General features: G+C 62.2%; 16 protein-coding genes. 4 read left to right on the top strand and 12 right to left on the bottom strand.

The window, feature by feature from the left end:
• The first annotated feature begins 16 nt into the window (after nt 1–16).
• Genes ACPPVP_RS17140 through ACPPVP_RS17130 form a run of 3 tightly spaced genes read left to right on the top strand, consistent with a single transcriptional unit; the run spans nt 17 to nt 4,744 of the window.
• A complete protein-coding gene (locus ACPPVP_RS17140) occupies nt 17–1,189 on the top strand; it encodes an efflux RND transporter periplasmic adaptor subunit (protein WP_426536287.1) in 1,173 nt (390 codons plus the stop codon).
• Nucleotides 1,186–4,323, top strand: a complete 3,138-nt coding sequence (locus tag ACPPVP_RS17135) for an efflux RND transporter permease subunit (protein ID WP_426536285.1) — start codon at nt 1,186–1,188, stop codon at nt 4,321–4,323. The genes ACPPVP_RS17140 and ACPPVP_RS17135 overlap by 4 nt, the downstream gene beginning before the upstream one ends.
• Nucleotides 4,310–4,744, top strand: a complete 435-nt coding sequence (locus ACPPVP_RS17130) for a thioesterase family protein (protein ID WP_426536283.1) — start codon at nt 4,310–4,312, stop codon at nt 4,742–4,744. Before ACPPVP_RS17135 ends, ACPPVP_RS17130 begins: the two co-directional genes overlap by 14 nt.
• A 48-nt stretch (nt 4,745–4,792) precedes the next feature.
• Here ACPPVP_RS17130 and ACPPVP_RS17125 read toward each other — a convergent pair whose 3' ends face one another.
• On the bottom strand, nt 4,793–7,096 hold the full coding sequence (locus ACPPVP_RS17125) for an FdhF/YdeP family oxidoreductase (protein ID WP_426536281.1): 2,304 nt from the start codon (nt 7,094–7,096) through the stop codon (nt 4,793–4,795).
• Nucleotides 7,097–7,353: 257 nt separating this feature from the next.
• Here ACPPVP_RS17125 and ACPPVP_RS17120 point away from each other — a divergent pair, with 257 nt between their 5' ends.
• Nucleotides 7,354–8,601 (top strand): oxalate decarboxylase family bicupin, encoded by a 1,248-nt coding sequence (locus ACPPVP_RS17120; protein WP_426536280.1) that lies wholly within the window; start codon nt 7,354–7,356, stop codon nt 8,599–8,601.
• 71 nt (nt 8,602–8,672) lie between these two features.
• Here ACPPVP_RS17120 and cydB read toward each other — a convergent pair whose 3' ends face one another.
• The 11 genes from cydB to ACPPVP_RS17065 form a co-directional block, all read right to left on the bottom strand.
• Nucleotides 8,673–9,659 carry a cytochrome d ubiquinol oxidase subunit II gene (gene cydB, locus ACPPVP_RS17115; RefSeq protein ID WP_426536278.1) on the bottom strand — a complete coding sequence of 329 codons (987 nt, stop codon included), beginning with the start codon at nt 9,657–9,659 and terminating at the stop codon, nt 8,673–8,675.
• Nucleotides 9,660–9,662: 3 nt separating this feature from the next.
• Entirely contained in the window at nt 9,663–11,075 is a 1,413-nt protein-coding gene (locus tag ACPPVP_RS17110; protein ID WP_426536276.1) for a cytochrome ubiquinol oxidase subunit I, read from the bottom strand.
• 19 nt (nt 11,076–11,094) lie between these two features.
• Nucleotides 11,095–12,630: a malate dehydrogenase (quinone) gene (gene mqo, locus ACPPVP_RS17105; RefSeq protein WP_426536274.1), complete on the bottom strand. Its 1,536-nt coding sequence runs from the start codon at nt 12,628–12,630 to the stop codon at nt 11,095–11,097.
• Nucleotides 12,631–12,678: 48 nt separating this feature from the next.
• Nucleotides 12,679–13,083, bottom strand: coding sequence for a hypothetical protein (locus ACPPVP_RS17100; RefSeq protein WP_426536272.1), 405 nt, complete (start codon nt 13,081–13,083; stop codon nt 12,679–12,681).
• Nucleotides 13,080–13,505: a hypothetical protein gene (locus ACPPVP_RS17095; protein WP_426536270.1), complete on the bottom strand. Its 426-nt coding sequence runs from the start codon at nt 13,503–13,505 to the stop codon at nt 13,080–13,082. Before ACPPVP_RS17095 ends, ACPPVP_RS17100 begins: the two co-directional genes overlap by 4 nt.
• Nucleotides 13,506–13,531: 26 nt before the next feature.
• Nucleotides 13,532–14,968, bottom strand: a complete 1,437-nt coding sequence (fumC, locus tag ACPPVP_RS17090) for a class II fumarate hydratase (protein WP_426536268.1) — start codon at nt 14,966–14,968, stop codon at nt 13,532–13,534.
• A 214-nt stretch (nt 14,969–15,182) separates the two neighbouring features.
• Nucleotides 15,183–15,857 (bottom strand): YoaK family protein, encoded by a 675-nt coding sequence (locus ACPPVP_RS17085; protein WP_426536267.1) that lies wholly within the window; start codon nt 15,855–15,857, stop codon nt 15,183–15,185.
• A 10-nt stretch (nt 15,858–15,867) separates the two neighbouring features.
• The gene (fdhD, locus tag ACPPVP_RS17080; RefSeq protein ID WP_426536265.1) at nt 15,868–16,713 is read right to left on the bottom strand and encodes a formate dehydrogenase accessory sulfurtransferase FdhD; all 846 of its coding nucleotides are present in this window, start codon (nt 16,711–16,713) and stop codon (nt 15,868–15,870) included.
• A 3-nt stretch (nt 16,714–16,716) separates the two neighbouring features.
• Nucleotides 16,717–16,938: a hypothetical protein gene (locus ACPPVP_RS17075; RefSeq protein WP_426536263.1), complete on the bottom strand. Its 222-nt coding sequence runs from the start codon at nt 16,936–16,938 to the stop codon at nt 16,717–16,719.
• Between the two features lie 71 nt (nt 16,939–17,009).
• Nucleotides 17,010–17,297, bottom strand: a complete 288-nt coding sequence (locus ACPPVP_RS17070) for a DUF308 domain-containing protein (protein WP_426536261.1) — start codon at nt 17,295–17,297, stop codon at nt 17,010–17,012.
• Nucleotides 17,298–17,548: 251 nt separating this feature from the next.
• Nucleotides 17,549–18,049 carry a Dps family protein gene (locus tag ACPPVP_RS17065; protein ID WP_426536259.1) on the bottom strand — a complete coding sequence of 167 codons (501 nt, stop codon included), beginning with the start codon at nt 18,047–18,049 and terminating at the stop codon, nt 17,549–17,551.
• Nucleotides 18,050–18,054 lie beyond the last annotated feature (5 nt).

Genomic DNA, 18,054 nt, shown 5'->3' with positions numbered 1-18,054 from the left:
TCGAAGGAGCACCGCCGTGAAACGAACCCTCATCATCACGTTCGTCGCGCTCGCCGCCGTGCTGGCAGGAGCGACCCTCTGGTTCTTTGCCAAGAACAGGCAACCAGTCGTCGCAGCCGCCCCCGTGCCGACCGCCGTCCCGGTGGTCGCGGCTACCGTCACCGGCAAGGACGTCCCGATCTATCTACGCGGGATCGGCACAGTGATCGCCTACAACACCGACGTCGTGCGCAGCCAGATTCAGGGGCAGATCGTCCAGATCGCCTTTACCGAGGGACAAACCGTCAAGGCGGGTGATCTGCTCGCGGAAATCGATCCGCGACCCTATCAGGCCCAGATCGAGCAGCTGACGGCCAACCGCAACCGCGACCAGGCCCAGCTCACGAACGCCGAGGCCAATCTCTCCCGCTACACGACTCTCGGCGACAAGGGATATGCAACACCGCAATTGATCGAAACCCAGAAGGCCCAGGTGGCACAGCTGCAGGCGGCCGTCCAGGCAGACCAGGCGCTGATCGACCAGGCCAACGTCCAGCTCAGCTACACGCGCCTGACTTCGGCCATTCCGGGCATCACCGGTGTCCGCCAGATCGATATCGGCAATGTGATTCATCCGACCGATCCGAACGGTCTCGTCGTCGTCACCCAGATTGAGCCGATCTCGCTGCTCTTCACCCTTCCACAGACCGATCTGCCTGTGATCCAGGCGCAGGAGGCGAAGGGACCGCTGAAAGTCATCGCCTACAGTCAGGACAACAAAATAAAGCTCGATGAGGGCAAGCTGCTGCTGGTCAACAACGAGATCGCGGGAACGACGGGCACCATCCAGCTCAAGGCGGAATTTCCAAACCCTGATCGCCGGCTGTGGCCGGGACAACTCGTCAATGCCCGACTGCTGCTGGACACGCAGAAGAACGCCATCACCGTGGCCGGATCGGCTGTCCAGCAAGGACAGACCGGCGCTTACGTCTATGTCGTCAAGGCGGACCAGACGGCCGAGCTGCGTTCCGTCCACGTCGCGCAGATCAGCGACGGACGGGCGCTGATCGATCAGGGTCTTAAGTCGGGCGACGTCGTCGTGGTCGACGGCCAGTACCGTCTCAAGGAAGGCAGCCGCGTCCAGCAACTGCACGGCAAGGCCGCGCGCGAGGCCGACCTGCAGAGTTCCGTGCAGGACGCGCTTCCATGAACCTCTCCGCGCCGTTCATCCTGCGTCCGATCGCAACCGCGCTGCTGATGGCGGGACTGCTGCTGTGCGGCCTTGCGACCTATCCGCTGCTGCCGGTCGGCGCGTTGCCCAATGTCAACTACCCGACCATCCAGATCTCGGCGCAACTGCCCGGCGCCGATCCGCAGACCATCGCCTCGTCCGTCGCGACGCCGCTGGAGCAGCAGCTCAGCCAAATTCCCGGCGTCACCCAGCTCACCTCCTCCAGTGCGCTCGGCGTCGCCCAACTGACCGTGCAGTTCGAGCTTTCGCGCACCATCGACAGCGCGGCGACCGATGTGCTGGCGGCCATCAACGCCGCGAGCCCCTATCTGCCGCCCAATATTCCCTATCCGCCCACCATCCGGAAAGTGAATCCCGCGGAGACGCCGATCATGCTGATCGCGCTGACGTCGGACTCGCTTCCGCTGACAACCGTCGACGCCTACGCCGAGAACATCCTGCTGCCGAAAATTTCGCAGATTCCGGGCGTCGGCCTGGTCGGCATCGGCGGCCAGCAGAAGCCGGCCATCCGCATCCGCGTCAATCCGCAGGCGCTCGCCGCCCGCGGCATCAGCCTCGAAGACGTCCGCAGCGTCATCGCGGCCGCCAATGTCGATCAGCCGAAAGGCACGCTCAACAGCCCGCGCGTCACCTACACGTTGAACACCAATGACCAGTTGCTGAAGCCTTCGGCCTATGAAGCCCTCATCATCGCCTATCGCAACGGCTCGCCGGTACGGATCCGCGACATCGGCACGGCCATTGAGGCCCCGGAGAACGACCTGCTCGCCGGCTGGTACGACAAGCAGCCGGCCATCATCCTGGCGGTTCAGCGCGTTCCCGGCGCCAACGTCATCGAAACCGTCGACACCATCAGGAAACTGCTGCCGAAGCTGCAGGCCTCTGTTCCGCCCGCGATCAAGGTGACGATCGCCGCCGACCGCACGCAAACCATCCGCGCCGCTGTCGCCGACGTCCAGTTCACGCTGTTGCTGACCGTCGCGCTGGTCGTGATGGTCATCTTCATTTTCCTGCGAAATTTCTGGGCGACCGTCATTCCCGCGGTCACGGTGCCGCTTTCGCTGGTCGGGACCTTCGCGATCCTGTATGTGCTCGGCTACAGCCTCGACAATCTGTCGCTGATGGCTCTCTCGATCGCCGTCGGCTTCGTGGTCGACGACGCCGTGGTGGTGATCGAGAACATCGTGCGCCATCTCGAGAAAGGCCTGACGCCGATGCAGGCGGCGCTGAAAGGCTCCGCCGAGATCGGCTTCACCATCGTTTCCATCACGCTGTCGCTGATCGCCGTGTTCATTCCGCTGTTCCTGATGGGCGGCTATGTCGGAAAGCTGTTCCAGGAATTCGCCATCACGATCACGGCCTCGCTGGTCCTGTCGCTGATCATTTCGCTGACCTTGACGCCGATGATGTGCGCCCGGCTGCTGAGGGACGACTCGCACACCAAGCACGGCAGGCTCTATCTCTTGCTGGAACGGGGCTTCGATTCGCTGCTGGCGCTGTACGCACGCGGCCTGCGCGTCGTCTTGCGCCATCGCTTCGCGACGCTGCTGGTGATGTTGTCCACCATCGCGCTGACCGGCTATCTCTACGTGATCATCCCGAAGGGATTTTTCCCGCAGCAGGACACCGGGCAGATCGTCGGCATCACCGAGGCCTCGCAGGACATCTCGTTCCCCGCGATGTCGGAGCGTCAGCAGGCGTTGGTCGACATCCTGCTGAAGGATCCCGCGATCGAATCGGTGGCCAACTACATCGGACCCGGCGGCCCGACGGCGACGCTCAATCAGGGGCGCGTGTTCATCGTCCTGAAGCCGAAGCCGGAACGAACGGTCAGTGCCGATGAGGTGATCAACCGGCTGAAGCCCGAACTCGCGCGCATCCAGGGCATCATACTGTACATGCAGGCGGCCCAGGACATCACCATCGGCGCGCGGTTGTCGAAGACGCAGTATCAGTACACGCTGACCGACGCCGATTCCAACGAGCTCAACCACTGGGCGGCGATCTACCTCGAAAAGCTCCGCGCCACCGAGGGGATCACCGACGTCGCCAGCGACCAGGCCAATGCCGGTCCGAGGCTGAACGTCACCGTCGATCGCGAGGTCGCCTCGAGCTTCGGCATCCTGCCCGCGACCATCGACAACACCCTCGACGACGCCTTCGGCCAGCGCATCGTCTCCACCATGTTCACCTCGCTGAACCAGTACCACGTCGTGATGGAAGTCGATCCGCGCTTCCAGTACGGGCCCGAGGCGTTGAAGGACATCTACGTGAATTCGGCCGGCGGCAAGCAGGTGCCGCTGAGCGACCTCGTGCACACCAAAATCGAGCCGGCGCCAATCCTCGTCAACCACCAGAGTATGTTTCCCTCCGTCACCATCTCATTCAACCTGAAGCCTGGCGTGGCGCTGGGCGACGCGGTGACGGCGATCCAGAAGATCGAGCAGGACACCGGGAAGCCCGCGTCGCTTTCGACCTCGTTCCAGGGCAACGCGCAGGCCTTTCAATCCTCTCTGGCAGGCACGCCGCTATTGATCGGTGCGGCCCTGATCGTGATCTACATCATCCTCGGCGTGCTCTATGAGAGCCTGATCCACCCGATCACGATCCTGTCGACGCTGCCTTCCGCCGGCATCGGCGCGCTGCTTCTGCTGTTGGCCGTCCACATGGACCTCAGCGTCATCGCCATCATCGGCATCATCCTGCTGATCGGCATCGTCAAGAAGAACGGCATCATGCTGGTCGACTTCGCGCTCGAAGTGCAGCGCCAGCACGGGCTTGGCCCACAAGAGGCGATCTACCAGGCCTGCACGCTCCGCTTCCGTCCGATCCTGATGACGACGATGGCCGCGCTGCTCGGCGGCGTGCCCCTGATGATCGGCAACGGCACCGGCGCGGAACTACGCCAACCGCTCGGCTACACGATCGTCGGCGGCCTGATGCTCTCGCAAATCCTGACGCTCTACACCACACCCGTGGTCTATCTCTATCTCGACCGGCTCGGCGCGTGGTTCAGCAAACCAAAGCCGGGGGCGGCGGAAGTATCCGACCCAGCCGCAGCGGATACGAGCTTAAATCATGAGTCCGCTTGAAAAGGTGACCGTCGGCATGGCGGACGAAAAGCTGGTGACCGTCACATCGGAGATGACGGTCGGCCACGCGGTGCCGGGAATGCCGGCCGTGTACGGCACGCCGACGATGATTCTGCACATGGAGATGGCCGCGGGATCGGCGATCCAGGCATTCCTGCCGGCGGGATATGTCAGCGTCGGGATGATGGTCAACATCCGTCATCTCGCGGCGACACCGGTCGGTCGCACGGTGCGCGCTGTTGCACGGGTCGTCGGGATCGAAACCAGGAGCGTCGTGTTCGAGGTCGAAGCCTGGGACGGCGACCGCAAGATCGGCGACGGCACGCACCGGCGCGGCATCGTCAATGTCGCCGAATTCGAGAAGCGGTTCGGCGTGACCAGGCCTGAGCCCGTAATGGCTTTGAGTTACAACAGCAACTAGCGCATCGACGGCCAGCCTGCCTGATATCGTTCGTCGCCGCCGCGCAGCCTATTCCTTGATGGAGGCTTCGGAAGCGGTCGTGCGGACGATCCGGATCGGAATGCCCTTGAACGACGGCGTAAAGCTCAGGGGATCGCGGGCATAGAGCGGCACCAGCGGATTGGTCTCCGGATAGTAGGCCGCGCAGCAGCCGCTCGGGAAGGAATAGCCGACGACGCGGAAGTTACGCACGATCCGTTCGGCGCCGTCGGTCGATTCCGTGATGAGATCGACGCGGTCGCCGTCCGCCAGCCCTCGTTTCTTCATCTCGTATTCGTTGAGGAACACCACATCGCGCTGGCCGAAGACGCCGCGATAGCGGTCGGACATCGAATAGAGCGTGGTGTTGTACTGGTCGTGGCTGCGTATGGTGCTGAGCCACAGGAAGTCGGGATTGCTTTGCGGTGGATCCTCCCCGCAACCTTCGAACACCAGGAAGTTCGCCTTACCGGATGCCGTTGCCCAGATGCGCTCTCGTGCGGTCGAGGTGAGGTGAAAGCCGCCGGGAACCCGGATACGGGCGTTGTAGCCCTGAAAGATGGGGAAGACGGCCTCGATCGCATCGCGGATGCGATCGTAGTCGGCCACGAAGCCATCCCAGTCGACCACGGTGCGGTCGCCAAGCGTTGCCTTGGCCACGCCCGCGATGATCGCCACCTCGCTAAGAAGATGCTCCGACGCGGGCTTGTTCCGCCCGCCCGAGGCATGCACCATGGACATCGAGTCCTCCACCGTGATCGACTGCGGGCCTGAAGCCTGGATGTCGATTTCGGTGCGGCCGAGGCAGGGCAGGATCAAGGCGGCGTGGCCATGGATCAGATGGCTGCGGTTGAGTTTGGTGGAGACGTGGACGGTCAGATCGAGATGGCGCAGCGCGGCCTGCGTCGCCTGCCAGTCGGGGATGGCGGCCGCAAAATTGCCGCCCATCGCGAAGAAGACTTTCACCTCGCCGCGGATCATCGCCTCCAATGCCGTGACTGTATTATGTCCCGGCGCTGACGGGGGCTTGAAGCCGAAGCGGCGCTCCAGGCGCTCCAGAAAGTCTGCTTTGGGGACTTCGGTGATACCGACGGTTCGATCACCCTGAACGTTGGAGTGGCCGCGGACCGGGCAAACGCCGGCACCTTCACGTCCCACATTGCCGCGCAGCAGGGCAAGATTGGCGATCTGCTGCACGTTGTGCGCGCCACGCTGGTGCTGCGTAATGCCCATGCCATAGACGAGAATGGCGCGTTCCGCCTTCATATAGGCGTTGGCTGCAAATTCGAGATCCCCGCGCGTCAGCCCGGACTGGCGCTCGACATCAGGCCATTGCGTGCGCTTGAGATCCTCAATCAGCGCATCGATACCGGCGGTGTGCCCGCGAATGAAATCCCAGTCCAGGATCGCGGGCTGCTCGGCAGCACGCGCCGTTTCGTCCGCCTCCACCAGGATCTTCATGATTCCCTTCAGCACGGCGACGTCGCCACCGACGCGCACCTGAAAAAGCCTCGAGCTGATCGTCGTCGACGTCAGCGTGATCATCTCGAGCGGGCTCTGCGGCGCCTGAAAACGTTCCAGCGCACGCTCGCGGAATGGATTGAACGAGATGATCGAGGCGCCGCGGCGAACCGCATTGCGCAGGCTCGTCATCATCCGCGGGCTGTTGGTGCCGGGGTTCTGGCCCAAGATGAAGATGCAGTCGGCCTTGTCGAAATCCTCCAGGAGCACGGTTCCCTTCCCGACGCCTATCGACTGCGGCAGGCCGACGCTGGTCGCCTCATGGCACATGTTGGAGCAGTCGGGGAAGTTGTTGGTGCCGTATTCGCGCACGAAGAGTTGGTAAAGGAAGGCGGCTTCGTTCGACGTGCGCCCGGATGTGTAGAAGTCGGCCATGTTGGGATCGGGCAACGCCCTGAGGTAACGTCCGATCATGTCGAACGCATCGCTCCACTCCACTGGGAGATAGCGGTCGGATAGGGGATCATACGCCATCGGATGAGTGAGACGCCCGACCATTTCGAGATCGTAGTCGCCCCAGCCCGCAAGCTCCGTGACGGTATGCGCGGCAAAGAACTCGGGCGTACAGCGTTTGGCCGTCGCTTCCCAGGCAACCGCCTTGCCGCCATTTTCACAGAACTCGAAGGAAGAGGTGTGTTTCGGATCGGGCCAGGCGCAGCCGGGACAATCGAAGCCCTCTGGCTGGTTCATGCGGCTTAGCGTTGCCGCGCCCTTCACCGGCACTCGTTGCAGTAGCAGGGCCTCGCTGAGCGCCTTGAGAGCCCCCCACCCGCCGGCAGGCTCATGGTAGGGGCGAACCGATTTCCTGGTCATCTCTGATATCGCTCGATGTGATGGTCCTCGCGCCAGTTAAGAAGCGTTGCGGCGGGATCGTCTTTTCAAATCGGACTGCGCATTTCTTAATTGCACAGGTTCGGAGCAGAGCGACCGTCGCGCTTTGCGGAAACATAGTGCGTTCCGGAAAAAGCAGCGCCATTTGCGGAAGCTGGGCCAACGGTCCGAAGTTAGGCTGAGATCCTCGAGCCCTGTCGCGATGCGGAAGGCTTCCGACAATTTCAGGAGTGATCAACATGTTTTCACGACGTGATTTGCTGGCAATGTCAGCGGCGGGCGTCGCCATGGCCGGTTCCGCGGCGCAAGCTGCTACGTTCGGCAATCCGGACGAGCCGCCACAAGGCGCCGTCAATGCCAAGACCCCCGGAAGCCTGACCGATCCCGGCCCGCAAAATCCGGCTCTCGCCAGGCATTTTCCATCGGCGCAAACGCCGCCGGCGACCGACGTCGGCGGCCTGCCGATGGACTGGGCCTCGTTCAACAATGCACCCAGGCGCATCCAGAACGGAGGCTGGGCCCGTCAGGTCACGGTCGACGATTTCGCGATCTCCAAGGAAATCTCAGGCGTCAACATGCGGCTGTCAGCCGGCGGCATCCGCGAGTTGCATTGGCATCAGGCGGCCGAATGGGCCATCATGACCTACGGCAACTGCCGCATCACGGTGCTCGATGCGCAGGGCCGGCCCTATGTCGCCGACGTCAAATCCGGCGACCTCTGGTATTTTCCGTCCGGCGCACCGCATTCGCTGCAAGGACTCGGACCCGACGGCTGCGAATTCGTGATCTGCTTCGACGACGGCCACGCCAACGAGTTCAACACGCTCCTGGTGACAGACTGGTTCGCCCATACGCCTCCCGAGGTGCTGGCCAAGAACTTCGGCGTCCCGGTCGAAGCCTTCGCCAAGATTCCGCTGCACAATCTCTGGATTTTCCAGGGCACCGTGCCCGGCGATCTGGCCGCAGACCGCGCCGCCATCGCCCGGCATGCCGAGGCGCCACCCTACCCGTTCGTCCACCCGCTGGGCAGCTCAGCTCCAGTCAAGGAAAGTTCCGCCGGAAACATCCGTGTCGCCGACAGCACGAATTTCAAGGTAGCCACCACCGTCGCGGCGGCTCTGGTGACGATGCCTCCGGGCGCGGTCAGGGAAATGCACTGGCATCCGAACGCGGATGAGTGGCAGTACTATATCAAGGGCAATGCGCGGATGACGGTGTTCAATACCGGCCCCAATGCGCTGACGACGAATTTTGCCGCCGGCGACATCGGCTACGTCCCGCGCAATCTCGGGCACTACGTCGAGAACATCGGCGACACCGATCTGCAGTTCGTCGGCGTGTTCCGTGCGCCGCGCTACGAAGAAATATCGCTCTCCAACTGGCTGACGCACACGCCGCCGAAACTGGTCGCGCAGCATCTCAATATAGATGAGAAGCTGATCGCCCAATGGCCAGACAACAGTCCAGGCGTCGTGCTTAAATCCTGAAACGACAAAGGCGCCGGAACCGGCGCCTTTAATTTTGCTTGCCGCCTGATGTCCGCGACGCAGGGGCCGCGTCAATAGTGCCCGGGTTCGGAGATGAACTTTCCCCGGAAGACGCGGAAACCGGTTGCGACATAGATAAGCATCAGGGGGAAGATGAACAGTCCCTCCCCCCAGAACATGAAGGCAAGGCTCGCATGAGGCGCGGCGGCTTCATCGATGGTGATGGCGAACGGAACCATGTAGGGCCAGAACGAAAGCGCCAGTGCCCCGAAGGCCGATATGAAGATCAGCGAGACCATGTGAAACGGCCAATAGTCGTCATGCCGCAGAATGCTCGAAGCAAGAATGCAGGCGGCTGCAGCGCCGATCGCCGGAAAAACGAACAGATAGGGCCGGTCGGTCCACCGGTGCAGGATCGGCAAATCCTGCAACAGCGCGTGGCTGAAGACCAGGATCAGGAACAGGAGGACGCCGGTTGCCAGCAATGGAATCTGGCTGCGGGCGAGGTCGCGAACCACGCCTCCCCGTTTTCTCACCAGCCAGCAGGCGCCAAGCAACGCATAGCCGAGACAAAGGCCGACACCGCACAGAATCGAGAACATGCTGAACCAGCCGAATATCCCGCCGGAATATTGGCCATTCACGATAGGCAACCCCTTTACGAGCGCGCCAACCATCACGCCCTGCATGAAGCTGGCAACGAGGGAGCCGCCGGCGAAGCTGAGATTCCAGATCCAGCGCGCTCCCTGCGACTTGTTGCGGAATTCGAAGGCGACCCCACGCAGGATCAATCCCAGCAACATGAAGATCACGGGAAGATAGAAGGCCGAGAGCACCGTTGCATAGACGACCGGGAATGCGCCCCACAGGATCACGCCCGTTACGACGAGCCAGGTTTCGTTGCCGTCCCAGAACGGCGCAATCGCACCCAGCATGGCGCGCCGGCGCGACTCGCTGTTCGGCAGCAGGAACAATATCCCGACGCCGAGATCGAAGCCATCGAGCAGGAGATAGATCAGGATGCTGATCGCCAGCAATGCGACCCAGAATGTCACCATGGCTTATTCTCCTGCTTGAGCGTAGTTGCGGTCTGAGAGCAACCCGGGATCGGCAAGCGACATCGGCCGGTTCGCCATGACATCCGGCGAAGTTGCGGCATGAGAGACGCCGGGACCGGCGCGCAGCTGCCGATAGATGTAGTAGATGCCAAACGAGAAGATGAAGGCGTAGACGACAGCGAACAGTATCAGCGAGGTGGCCGCTGCATACGCCGTCAGGAACGGCGTCATGGCATGCTCGGTGCGCAGCACGCCGTAGACGACCCATGGCTGACGGCCGACTTCGGCGGTGTACCAGCCCGCCAGCGTTGCGATAAACGGCAGCGGAAAGCTCAGAAAGATGAAGCGCAGCACCCAGCGGCTTCCTTCGAGCCTGCGCCGGATGATCAGCCAGGATCCGAGCCAGGCCAGACCAAGCATGATCAGGCCACAACCGACCATCACGCGAAAGGTCAGGAAGGGAATCAGTACCGGCGGCCGGTCCTGCGGGGGAAAGGACGTCAAGCCGACCTCCCTGGAGGTCGTGCTCATGCTCCCGATGATGCTGCCGAGCACCGGGATCTTGATCTCGTAACGGTTCGATTCCGTTGCCGGATCGGGAATTGCGATGATCACCTCGCCGGCCGGCTGCTCGTCGTGCCAGCGTGCCTCGATCGCCGCGAACTTGGCGGGCTGATGCTCGTGCACGTAGTCACCGACGAGATGCCCGAACACGAGTTGCGCCGGCACGAGGACGGCCGCAAGGAACAGTCCCATGCGAAGCATGATCAGCGCTTCGCTGCGGTAGGTCTTTCGCAGTAGGTACCATGCGCCTGTTGCCGCAACACAGAACGCGCTGGACAGATACGCCGCCAGCAGCATGTGCATGAAGCGAACCATGGCCACCCTATTAACGATGATCTTCATCCAGTCGTCCGGAACCAGCACACCGTTCTGCTGGACGTAGCCGACCGGCACCTGCATCCAGCTATTGTTGATCATGATCCAGAAGGCGGACAGCGTGGTCCCGAGCGCCACCATTGCCACGGAGAAAAGGTAGAACCAGGGGTGCACGCGCTTCCTGCCAAACACGAGGATGCCGAAGAAGCTCGCCTCGAGCATGAAGGCGGTGAACGTCTCGTAGGACAGGAGCGGCCCCTGGATCGGTCCTGACATCCTGGACAGTTCGCTCCAGTTCGTTCCGAACTGGAAGCCCATGACGACGCCCGAAACGACGCCGAGACCGAATGCGATGCCGAATATCTTGAGCCAGAACTCGAACAGCACCTGATAAACCATCTTCCCGGTGCGCAGGTGCAACGCCTCCAGCACCGTGAGCCAGGCGGCAAGACCGATGGTGAAGGCCGGGAAGATGATGTGGAAGGATATGGTAAAGGCAAATTGCAAACGCGACAGCAGAAGCGCCGTGGGGTCCATCGGAAAGTCTCCTGCTCACTCAGGCGCGCCTGGCAGCCGACACTCGTGTCGCGGGACACTGGATGTTGTCGATCTTGAGAATTTCGGCCGTCATCGCACGAATTTGACGGCAGAAACCCGCATCATCGATCAGCGACACGCCGTAGGACGGGATGATCTGCTTCAGCTTCGGCAGCCAGGCGCTTGCCATAAGCTCTCCGGCAAAACACTTCTCCAGCACGCTGATTGCGATGAACGCCGCGGTGGAGGCGCCCGGCGAGGCGCCGAGAAGCGCGACCAGCGAATGATCGTCGGCGCCGACAAGCTCGGTTCCGAATTCGAGCAATCCGCCGCGCTTGACGTCAGGCTTGATGATCTGAACGCGCTGGCCTGCGACCTGCAATCTCCAGTCCTTCGGGTCTGCGTTCGGAAAATATTCGTCGAGCGTCGCCAGACGGTGGCCTTCGGACTGCAGCAGCTGCCCGACCAAATATTCGGTGAGATCGAAATTGTCACGCGCCACCGAGAGCAGCGGCTTGACGTTGGCGGGACGAATAGACTCGAAAAGGTCGAGCAGTGAACCGTGCTTGAGAAACTTGCTCGAGAAGCCCGCATAGGGGCCGAACAGCAGCGAGTGCTGACCTCCGATCACGCGCGTATCGAGATGCGGCACGGACATCGGCGGCGAGCCGACCGCCGCCTTGCCGTAGACCTTGGCATGGTGACGCTTGTTGATGTCAGGATCGTCGCAGCGCAGCCAGATTCCACTGACCGGAAAGCCGCCATAGCCGCGCCCTTCCGGAATGCCGGATTTCTGCAACAGCGGCAGTGCACCGCCGCCGGCGCCGATGAAGAGGAACTTTGCGCGGACCGACCGCTTCTCGCCGCTATCGGTTTCGCGCACGTCGATGCGCCAGCGACCATCCTGTTCGCGGACGAGACCGGTGACGCAGCTCTTGTAGTGAACGGCACAGCCGGGCTGGCCGACAAGATGGTGAACCAGAAGATGGGTCAGGGAACCATAATCGACGTCGGTGCCCGTAATAATGCGCGTTGCCGCTACGGGATCGCCGCTGGTCCTGCCTTCCATTACCAATGGGACCCACTCGGCGATCTTCTTCGGATCCTCGCTATATTCCATGCCCTCGTAACAATGGTGGGCCGCCATCGCCTTGTACCTCTTCCTGAGGAACGCAACGTTGTCGACGCCGTGCACGAAGCTCATGTGAGGCACCGGATGAATGAAGGCGCGCGGATCCGCAATCGCTCCCCGCCCGACCAGATAGGACCAGAACTGCCGGGACAGATCGAACTCGACGTTGACCTGGAGCGCCTTGGAGATATCGACGCTGCCGTCGGGCCTCTCCGGGGTGTAGTTCATCTCGCAATTTGCCGCGTGGCCCGTGCCGGCATTGTTCCAGGCGTCCGAACTTTCGAGCGCACAATCGTCCAGAACTTCAAACATCTGGATCGCAAGAGAAGGCTCCAACTCCTTGAGAAGGACGCCGAGCGTGGCGCTCATGATGCCTGCACCGATGAGTGCGACGTCGAGTTCGCGATCGGAAGTGCCTTGCATGGGATTTCTCCTCGTTAAGGTTGGATGTCGCTGTCCTGGATGGCTCGATCAGGCCTGGGCCGGCTGCCGCTCCTTGGCGCGGAACGGAACGTGCGCGCCCCGCCGCAGCACCACATAGGCGCGGCGCCACGACGTATCGTCCGTCAGCTTCCAGCTATGCCCCGAGCCTGTGGTGTCCTCCGCAAGCAGGACGTTGCCGGGGTGAAGCAGAAAGTGCTGGCCATCGCGGGTCTGAAAATCGAGCGTTCCGCTCAGCGTGATCACCAGCTGGCGGGTGGGCGCTTTGTGCCAGGAGAAAGTGCCGCCCGATCCGGTTTCCTGGAAGGAAATGGTGACCGCATCGATCTTGCCGCTGAGCGCGTCGCCGCGCTGGCCCGGCTCCAGCTCGATGACCCCTTCCTCGAAATGCGAATTGTTGTCCTCTCCGGTCCATAGACGCACACAACGGATCATCGATTCTCTCCTGATGCTCTTGTTGCACTGCCCGCACAGCCTTCTCCGGCCTGGACGGCGGGTCGAAACGAAACGGCGCTATTCGGTTCGAGGATCGTGTAGAGGCGGCGCCAGGGCTCGTCGCCGATCATCGTCCAGACATGGCCGGCTCCGCCCGTGTCTTCCGTGAACAGGACGTCGCCCGGACGAAGCGTGAATCCTCCGTCCTGCGTTTCGAATTGCAGGGTACTGCTCAAGGAAATCACCAGCTGCCGTGCGGCGTCCGGATGCCACCCGAGCTTCGGATCCACATCCGTTTCGTGGAACGAGGCGGAACTGATCCCGAGTTTTGTGCTGAGCGCGTCTCCCCTCGCCCCGGGTTCGAGCTCGACGAAACCTTCCTGGAAATGCGACTTGCCTTCCGCACCGGTCCACAGCTTCACGCACCGAATCATCGCATCCGCTCCCGTCAACTTGCCGGTGCGCCGATTGCGAGAGGCGCGTTGACCTCCGCGACATAAGGCTTGACCATCTTGGCGGGATCGACGATGCGGTCGAACTCGGGCCCGGTCACGAAACCGAGCTTGAGCGCCGCGGATTTCAGCGTGAGATCGTTATCCATCGCGTAGTGAGCGATCTGTGAGGCCTTGTCGTAGCCGATCACCGGCGCCAGGGCGGTTACGAGCATCAGCGACCGCTCCACATACTCCCTGATCTTCTTGTGGTTCGGCCTCGTGCCCTCGACGAGGAATTTGCGGAAGTTCGTGCAGCCGTCAGTGAGGATGGTGATCGACTGCGCAATGTTATGGATGATCAGCGGCTTGTAGACATTCATTTCCAGATAGCCGCCGGCGCCGCCGAATCCAACCGCGACGTCGTTCGCCATCACCTGCACCGCGATCATCGTCAACGCTTCTGCCTGCGTCGGGTTGACCTTGCCCGGCATAATCGACGAGCCGGGTTCGTTCTCGGGGATCAGCAGTTCGGCAAAGCCCGCGCGCGGGCCGCAGGACATGAGGCGGATGTCGTTTCCGATCTTGTAGAGCGACCCGGCGAGCGTGCGCAGCGTTCCGGATAGCTGCACCAACGCGTCGTGCGCGCCCTGCACGGCGAACTTGTTCGGTGCGGTAACGAAAGGCAGCCCCGTCAACCGCGCAATTTCGCCGGCAACGGCCTGGGCAAACCCCGGCGCTGCATTGATCCCGGTGCCGACGGCCGTGCCGCCGAGCGCAAGCCGGAATACACCTTTGAGCGCGTCGTCGATGCGCGTCAGGTCGTCGCCGAGCATGCCGGCGTAACCGGACCATTCCTGCCCCAATGTCAGCGGGGTCGCATCCTGCATATGGGTTCGACCGATCTTGACGACATCGTCCCACTGGCTGGCCTTCGTGGCGATCGCGTCATGCAGGGCCTTGACAGCCGGAACAAGCCGCTGCGTCACGTTCACGGCGGCCGCGATGTACATCGCGGATGGAAAGCTGTCGTTCGACGATTGCGACATGTTGACGTGATCGTTCGGATGGACCGGACGCTTGCTGCCGAGCGGGGTACCCGCGAGCTGGCAGCATCGGTTCGAGATCACCTCATTCACATTCATGTTGAACTGCGTGCCGCTGCCGGTCATCCAGACATGCAGCGGGAACATGCCACGATGCTGCCCCGCCAGAATCTCGTCGCAGACATGGACGATCAGCTTGTGAAGCTTGCCGTCAAGACGACCACCGGCGTGATTAGCGTTCGCCGCACCTTTTTTCAGGATCGCGTAGGACTGGATCATTTCGCGCGGCATCAGATCCTTGCCGATGCTGAAGTGCTCGAGCGAACGCTGCGTCTGCGCTCCCCAGAGCTTGTCGGCAGGAACTTCGACTTCACCGAGACTGTCTGTTTCTTTGCGGAGGTCGGTCATCATTGCCTCGCGTGGCATTCGACATCAGAACGCCTGGCCGGCGTTGGCTGGAAACCTACACGGCGCACCAAGAAGCACGCTTCCGCGAACGAACGTCGTTTTGCCGAATGGCATGGCGCGAAGTATGCGGTTTGCGTTCGCGCGCGGGTCGATCGCATTCAGGCTTCCTGAAACGAATGCCCGGTTGCGAATACGCCTGGTTTGGAAGGATGGTTTAGCTCTGGCAGCGGCCACGACCCCGGCAGCAGAGCCAGAGCGCTGACGCCAACAGGCCGATCGGAACGGCGAGACCGCCTGTCCCCAGCCGCATTGTCATCCATCCGCCGATAGCGGTCCCCAGTAGAAACATCAGGCAGACAGCCAGCATGGTCCTTGCGCCGTGCAACGCCTCGCGATCCGGCACCAACGCAAGCTGCTCGACTGCGCGCAGCATGTTTCCGGTTACGGTGACCGAAAGATATTTCCAGCGTTCGACTTGCCTGAAGCTCGCCGTTTGCAGCGCGACCCCGAAGGAAATCGCCACGATCGGAATCGGTTCGGCAAATCGATGCAGCACCAGCATCACCAGCGTCAGGCAGGCGATCTCACCTGCCAGACAAAGCAGTGGCGCTCGAATAAAAACTGCCGCCGATGCGCCCGCGAGAAAGGCGAGAATCGGAGGGACGTGATGGGCGGCTTGGTGCCATTGTTCGGACGCGGCGTACATCCCGAGGAACACCACATTTCCGGTCTGCGAATTGGCAAAAACACCGCCGAACGAAAGCCAGGCGAAGACATCGAGGAAGCCTCCCGACATGCTCAGAAGACATGCCACCGGAAGCGACTGTTCCGGCGCATAGGTGCCGGCCTGCTCTTCGGACAATCCCGGAGATGTCGCGTCCAGAGCCATTTGCACAATCTCACGCCGATCGGCGCTCCTCACAGAGCAACGGATGCGAGGGCAGGACGATGCGATGCGGATGCGTGAATACGCCGTAACCGTCATCACGGGCGATCGCGAGCAGCGTGATTCCCGCTTCTTCTGCGGTCCGGATCGCAAGCGTGGTCGGCGCCGAAACGGCAATCAGAACCGGCGTGCCGATCATGGCTGCCTTTTGTACCATCTCCACCGAAACGCGGCTCGTCAGCAGCACCGCGCCGCCGGTGGCCGATAGGCCCTCGCCGCGAAGCGCACCGGCGAGCTTGTCGAGCGCGTTATGCCGACCGACATCCTCCCTGACCGGTCCGATGCCGCTGGACGGATACCAGAAGGCCGCCGCATGCACCGATCGCGTCTGCTGGTTCAGAATTTGAAGGGGAACCAGCGCCTGCATCGCCGCGAGCAGATCCGTTGCGTGAAAGGCGATGTCGCCGTTCGCCACGCGCAGTGGCGTCCGCCGCGCCTGTTCAAGGCTTTCAATGCCACAAAGACCACAGCCGACGGGTCCGCTGATGGCCCGGCGCCGTGCGGCCAAGGCCGCCGCGCGATCGCCATCGAGCCACATTCGCACCTCGATGCCGAGTTCGCCCGGAATCGATTCGATGCTCCTGATCTCGCTCGCACGCTCCACAATGCCCTCGGTGAGCGTGAAGCCTATGCCGAAATCCTCAAGGTCGGCCGGTGTTGCCATCATCACGGCATGGGTCGAGCCGTTGTAGCTAAGCGCGACCGCCGTCTCTTCGGCAACGAGCCGCGAGGCCTGGGTGGCGCGTCCGCTGCGCCAGGCGATCTCCTCATGCCGACTGAATGTAGAAGCCATCATCATGACTCACACTGCCGCCGGCTGGCTCGAATGCCAGGAGGCGCGCGCCTTGAACGCGAGGCCGAATGCAATTAATCCCCATCCTTGGAAGACCAGGTCGACCACCAGCAGCCACAGGCCGATGCCCGCCAGGCTGCCACCAATAGGATGCCGACGCAGAATGCGAGAACGCCGGCCGCCACGATCCAACGCCAGCCTGCGGCCGGTCGCATATGGAAACCGGCCCATATCCGCATCGCGCCGGCGGCAATCGGGAGGCACAGACCACGAGGGACAACGTGAACGACGCCAGGACCGGGTCATATGATGGCGCCGGCGGCCGCATAGACGATGCCTGCCAACAGCCAAAACAGGAAGCCGCGCAGGCCATGCATCGAAAAGGCATGCACGATCTGGAAAATGCCGGCGACCGCCATGGTGGCCCCGATGACCAGCACCGAAGCCAGGCTGGCCGCCATCAGATTTACGGACGCAACACCGCCGAGGACCAGTTCACCGATCCCGAGCGCCACAAACCAGCCCCATTTTCCGGTGATGGCGTGGATGGCCCGTCCGAGCGACGCGTTCGTGTTCAATGTGTCCGTCATGATCTAACCCTTGTCCGCACGACCAGTCCTCTCCCGGTCGCGAATGAGACAAGCCTATGAAATCTGTCTTGGGTGATCTTTCGAGTAGGCGGTCGATATTGCCCATCTGCACGATGCCGGCCGCCCCGCGGGACGAGGCCCACGAATTACCCATGCGAAATGGACGGACCGGCCGACATGCGTGTCGCCATCGCGTTCGATGTGGCGGTCGGCCACACCTCTCGTTTCGCTGGCGAATGCATGCCTTGCACTCACGAATTCGGACCCGTTCGGCCAGCTTCGTACAGGAACCAGATGCGCCGTTCCGCCTCGTCGATCCAGTTTTCCAGGACGCTTGCCGTTGCGACGTCGCCATATTCATCGCAGAGTTCGTGGACCCGCCGCATTTCCCGCGTTAGCTGCTGGTTGTCGCTGCGCAGCTCCGCCAGCATGTCCTGTGGATCGACGTATTCCGCATCGTTGTCGATAATGCGTTGCTCGCGTGCAATATGACCTATCGACCGGATTGTCGTCCCGCCGATCTTGCGCGCGCGCTCGGCAATCTCGTCAGTCATGGCGAAGATCTGGTCGGACTGCTCGTCCAGCATGAGGTGATAGTCGCGAAAGTGGCTTCCCGAGACATGCCAGTGGAAATTCTTGGTCTTCAGATACACCGCGAAAACGTCAGCCAGCAGCGCTCTCAGCGCGGCAGGGATATCACGATTGGCATTGGATCCCAGATCTGTCGGACTTTGCAGTTCTGCTCTGGTCATTGTCG

Source organism: Bradyrhizobium sp. McL0615 (assembly GCF_049993905.1).
In the GTDB taxonomy this organism is placed as follows: Bacteria; Pseudomonadota; Alphaproteobacteria; order Rhizobiales; family Xanthobacteraceae; genus Bradyrhizobium.
The sequence above is the reverse complement of the archived record's forward strand: the minus strand, read 5'-3'. Positions and strand labels throughout refer to the sequence as shown.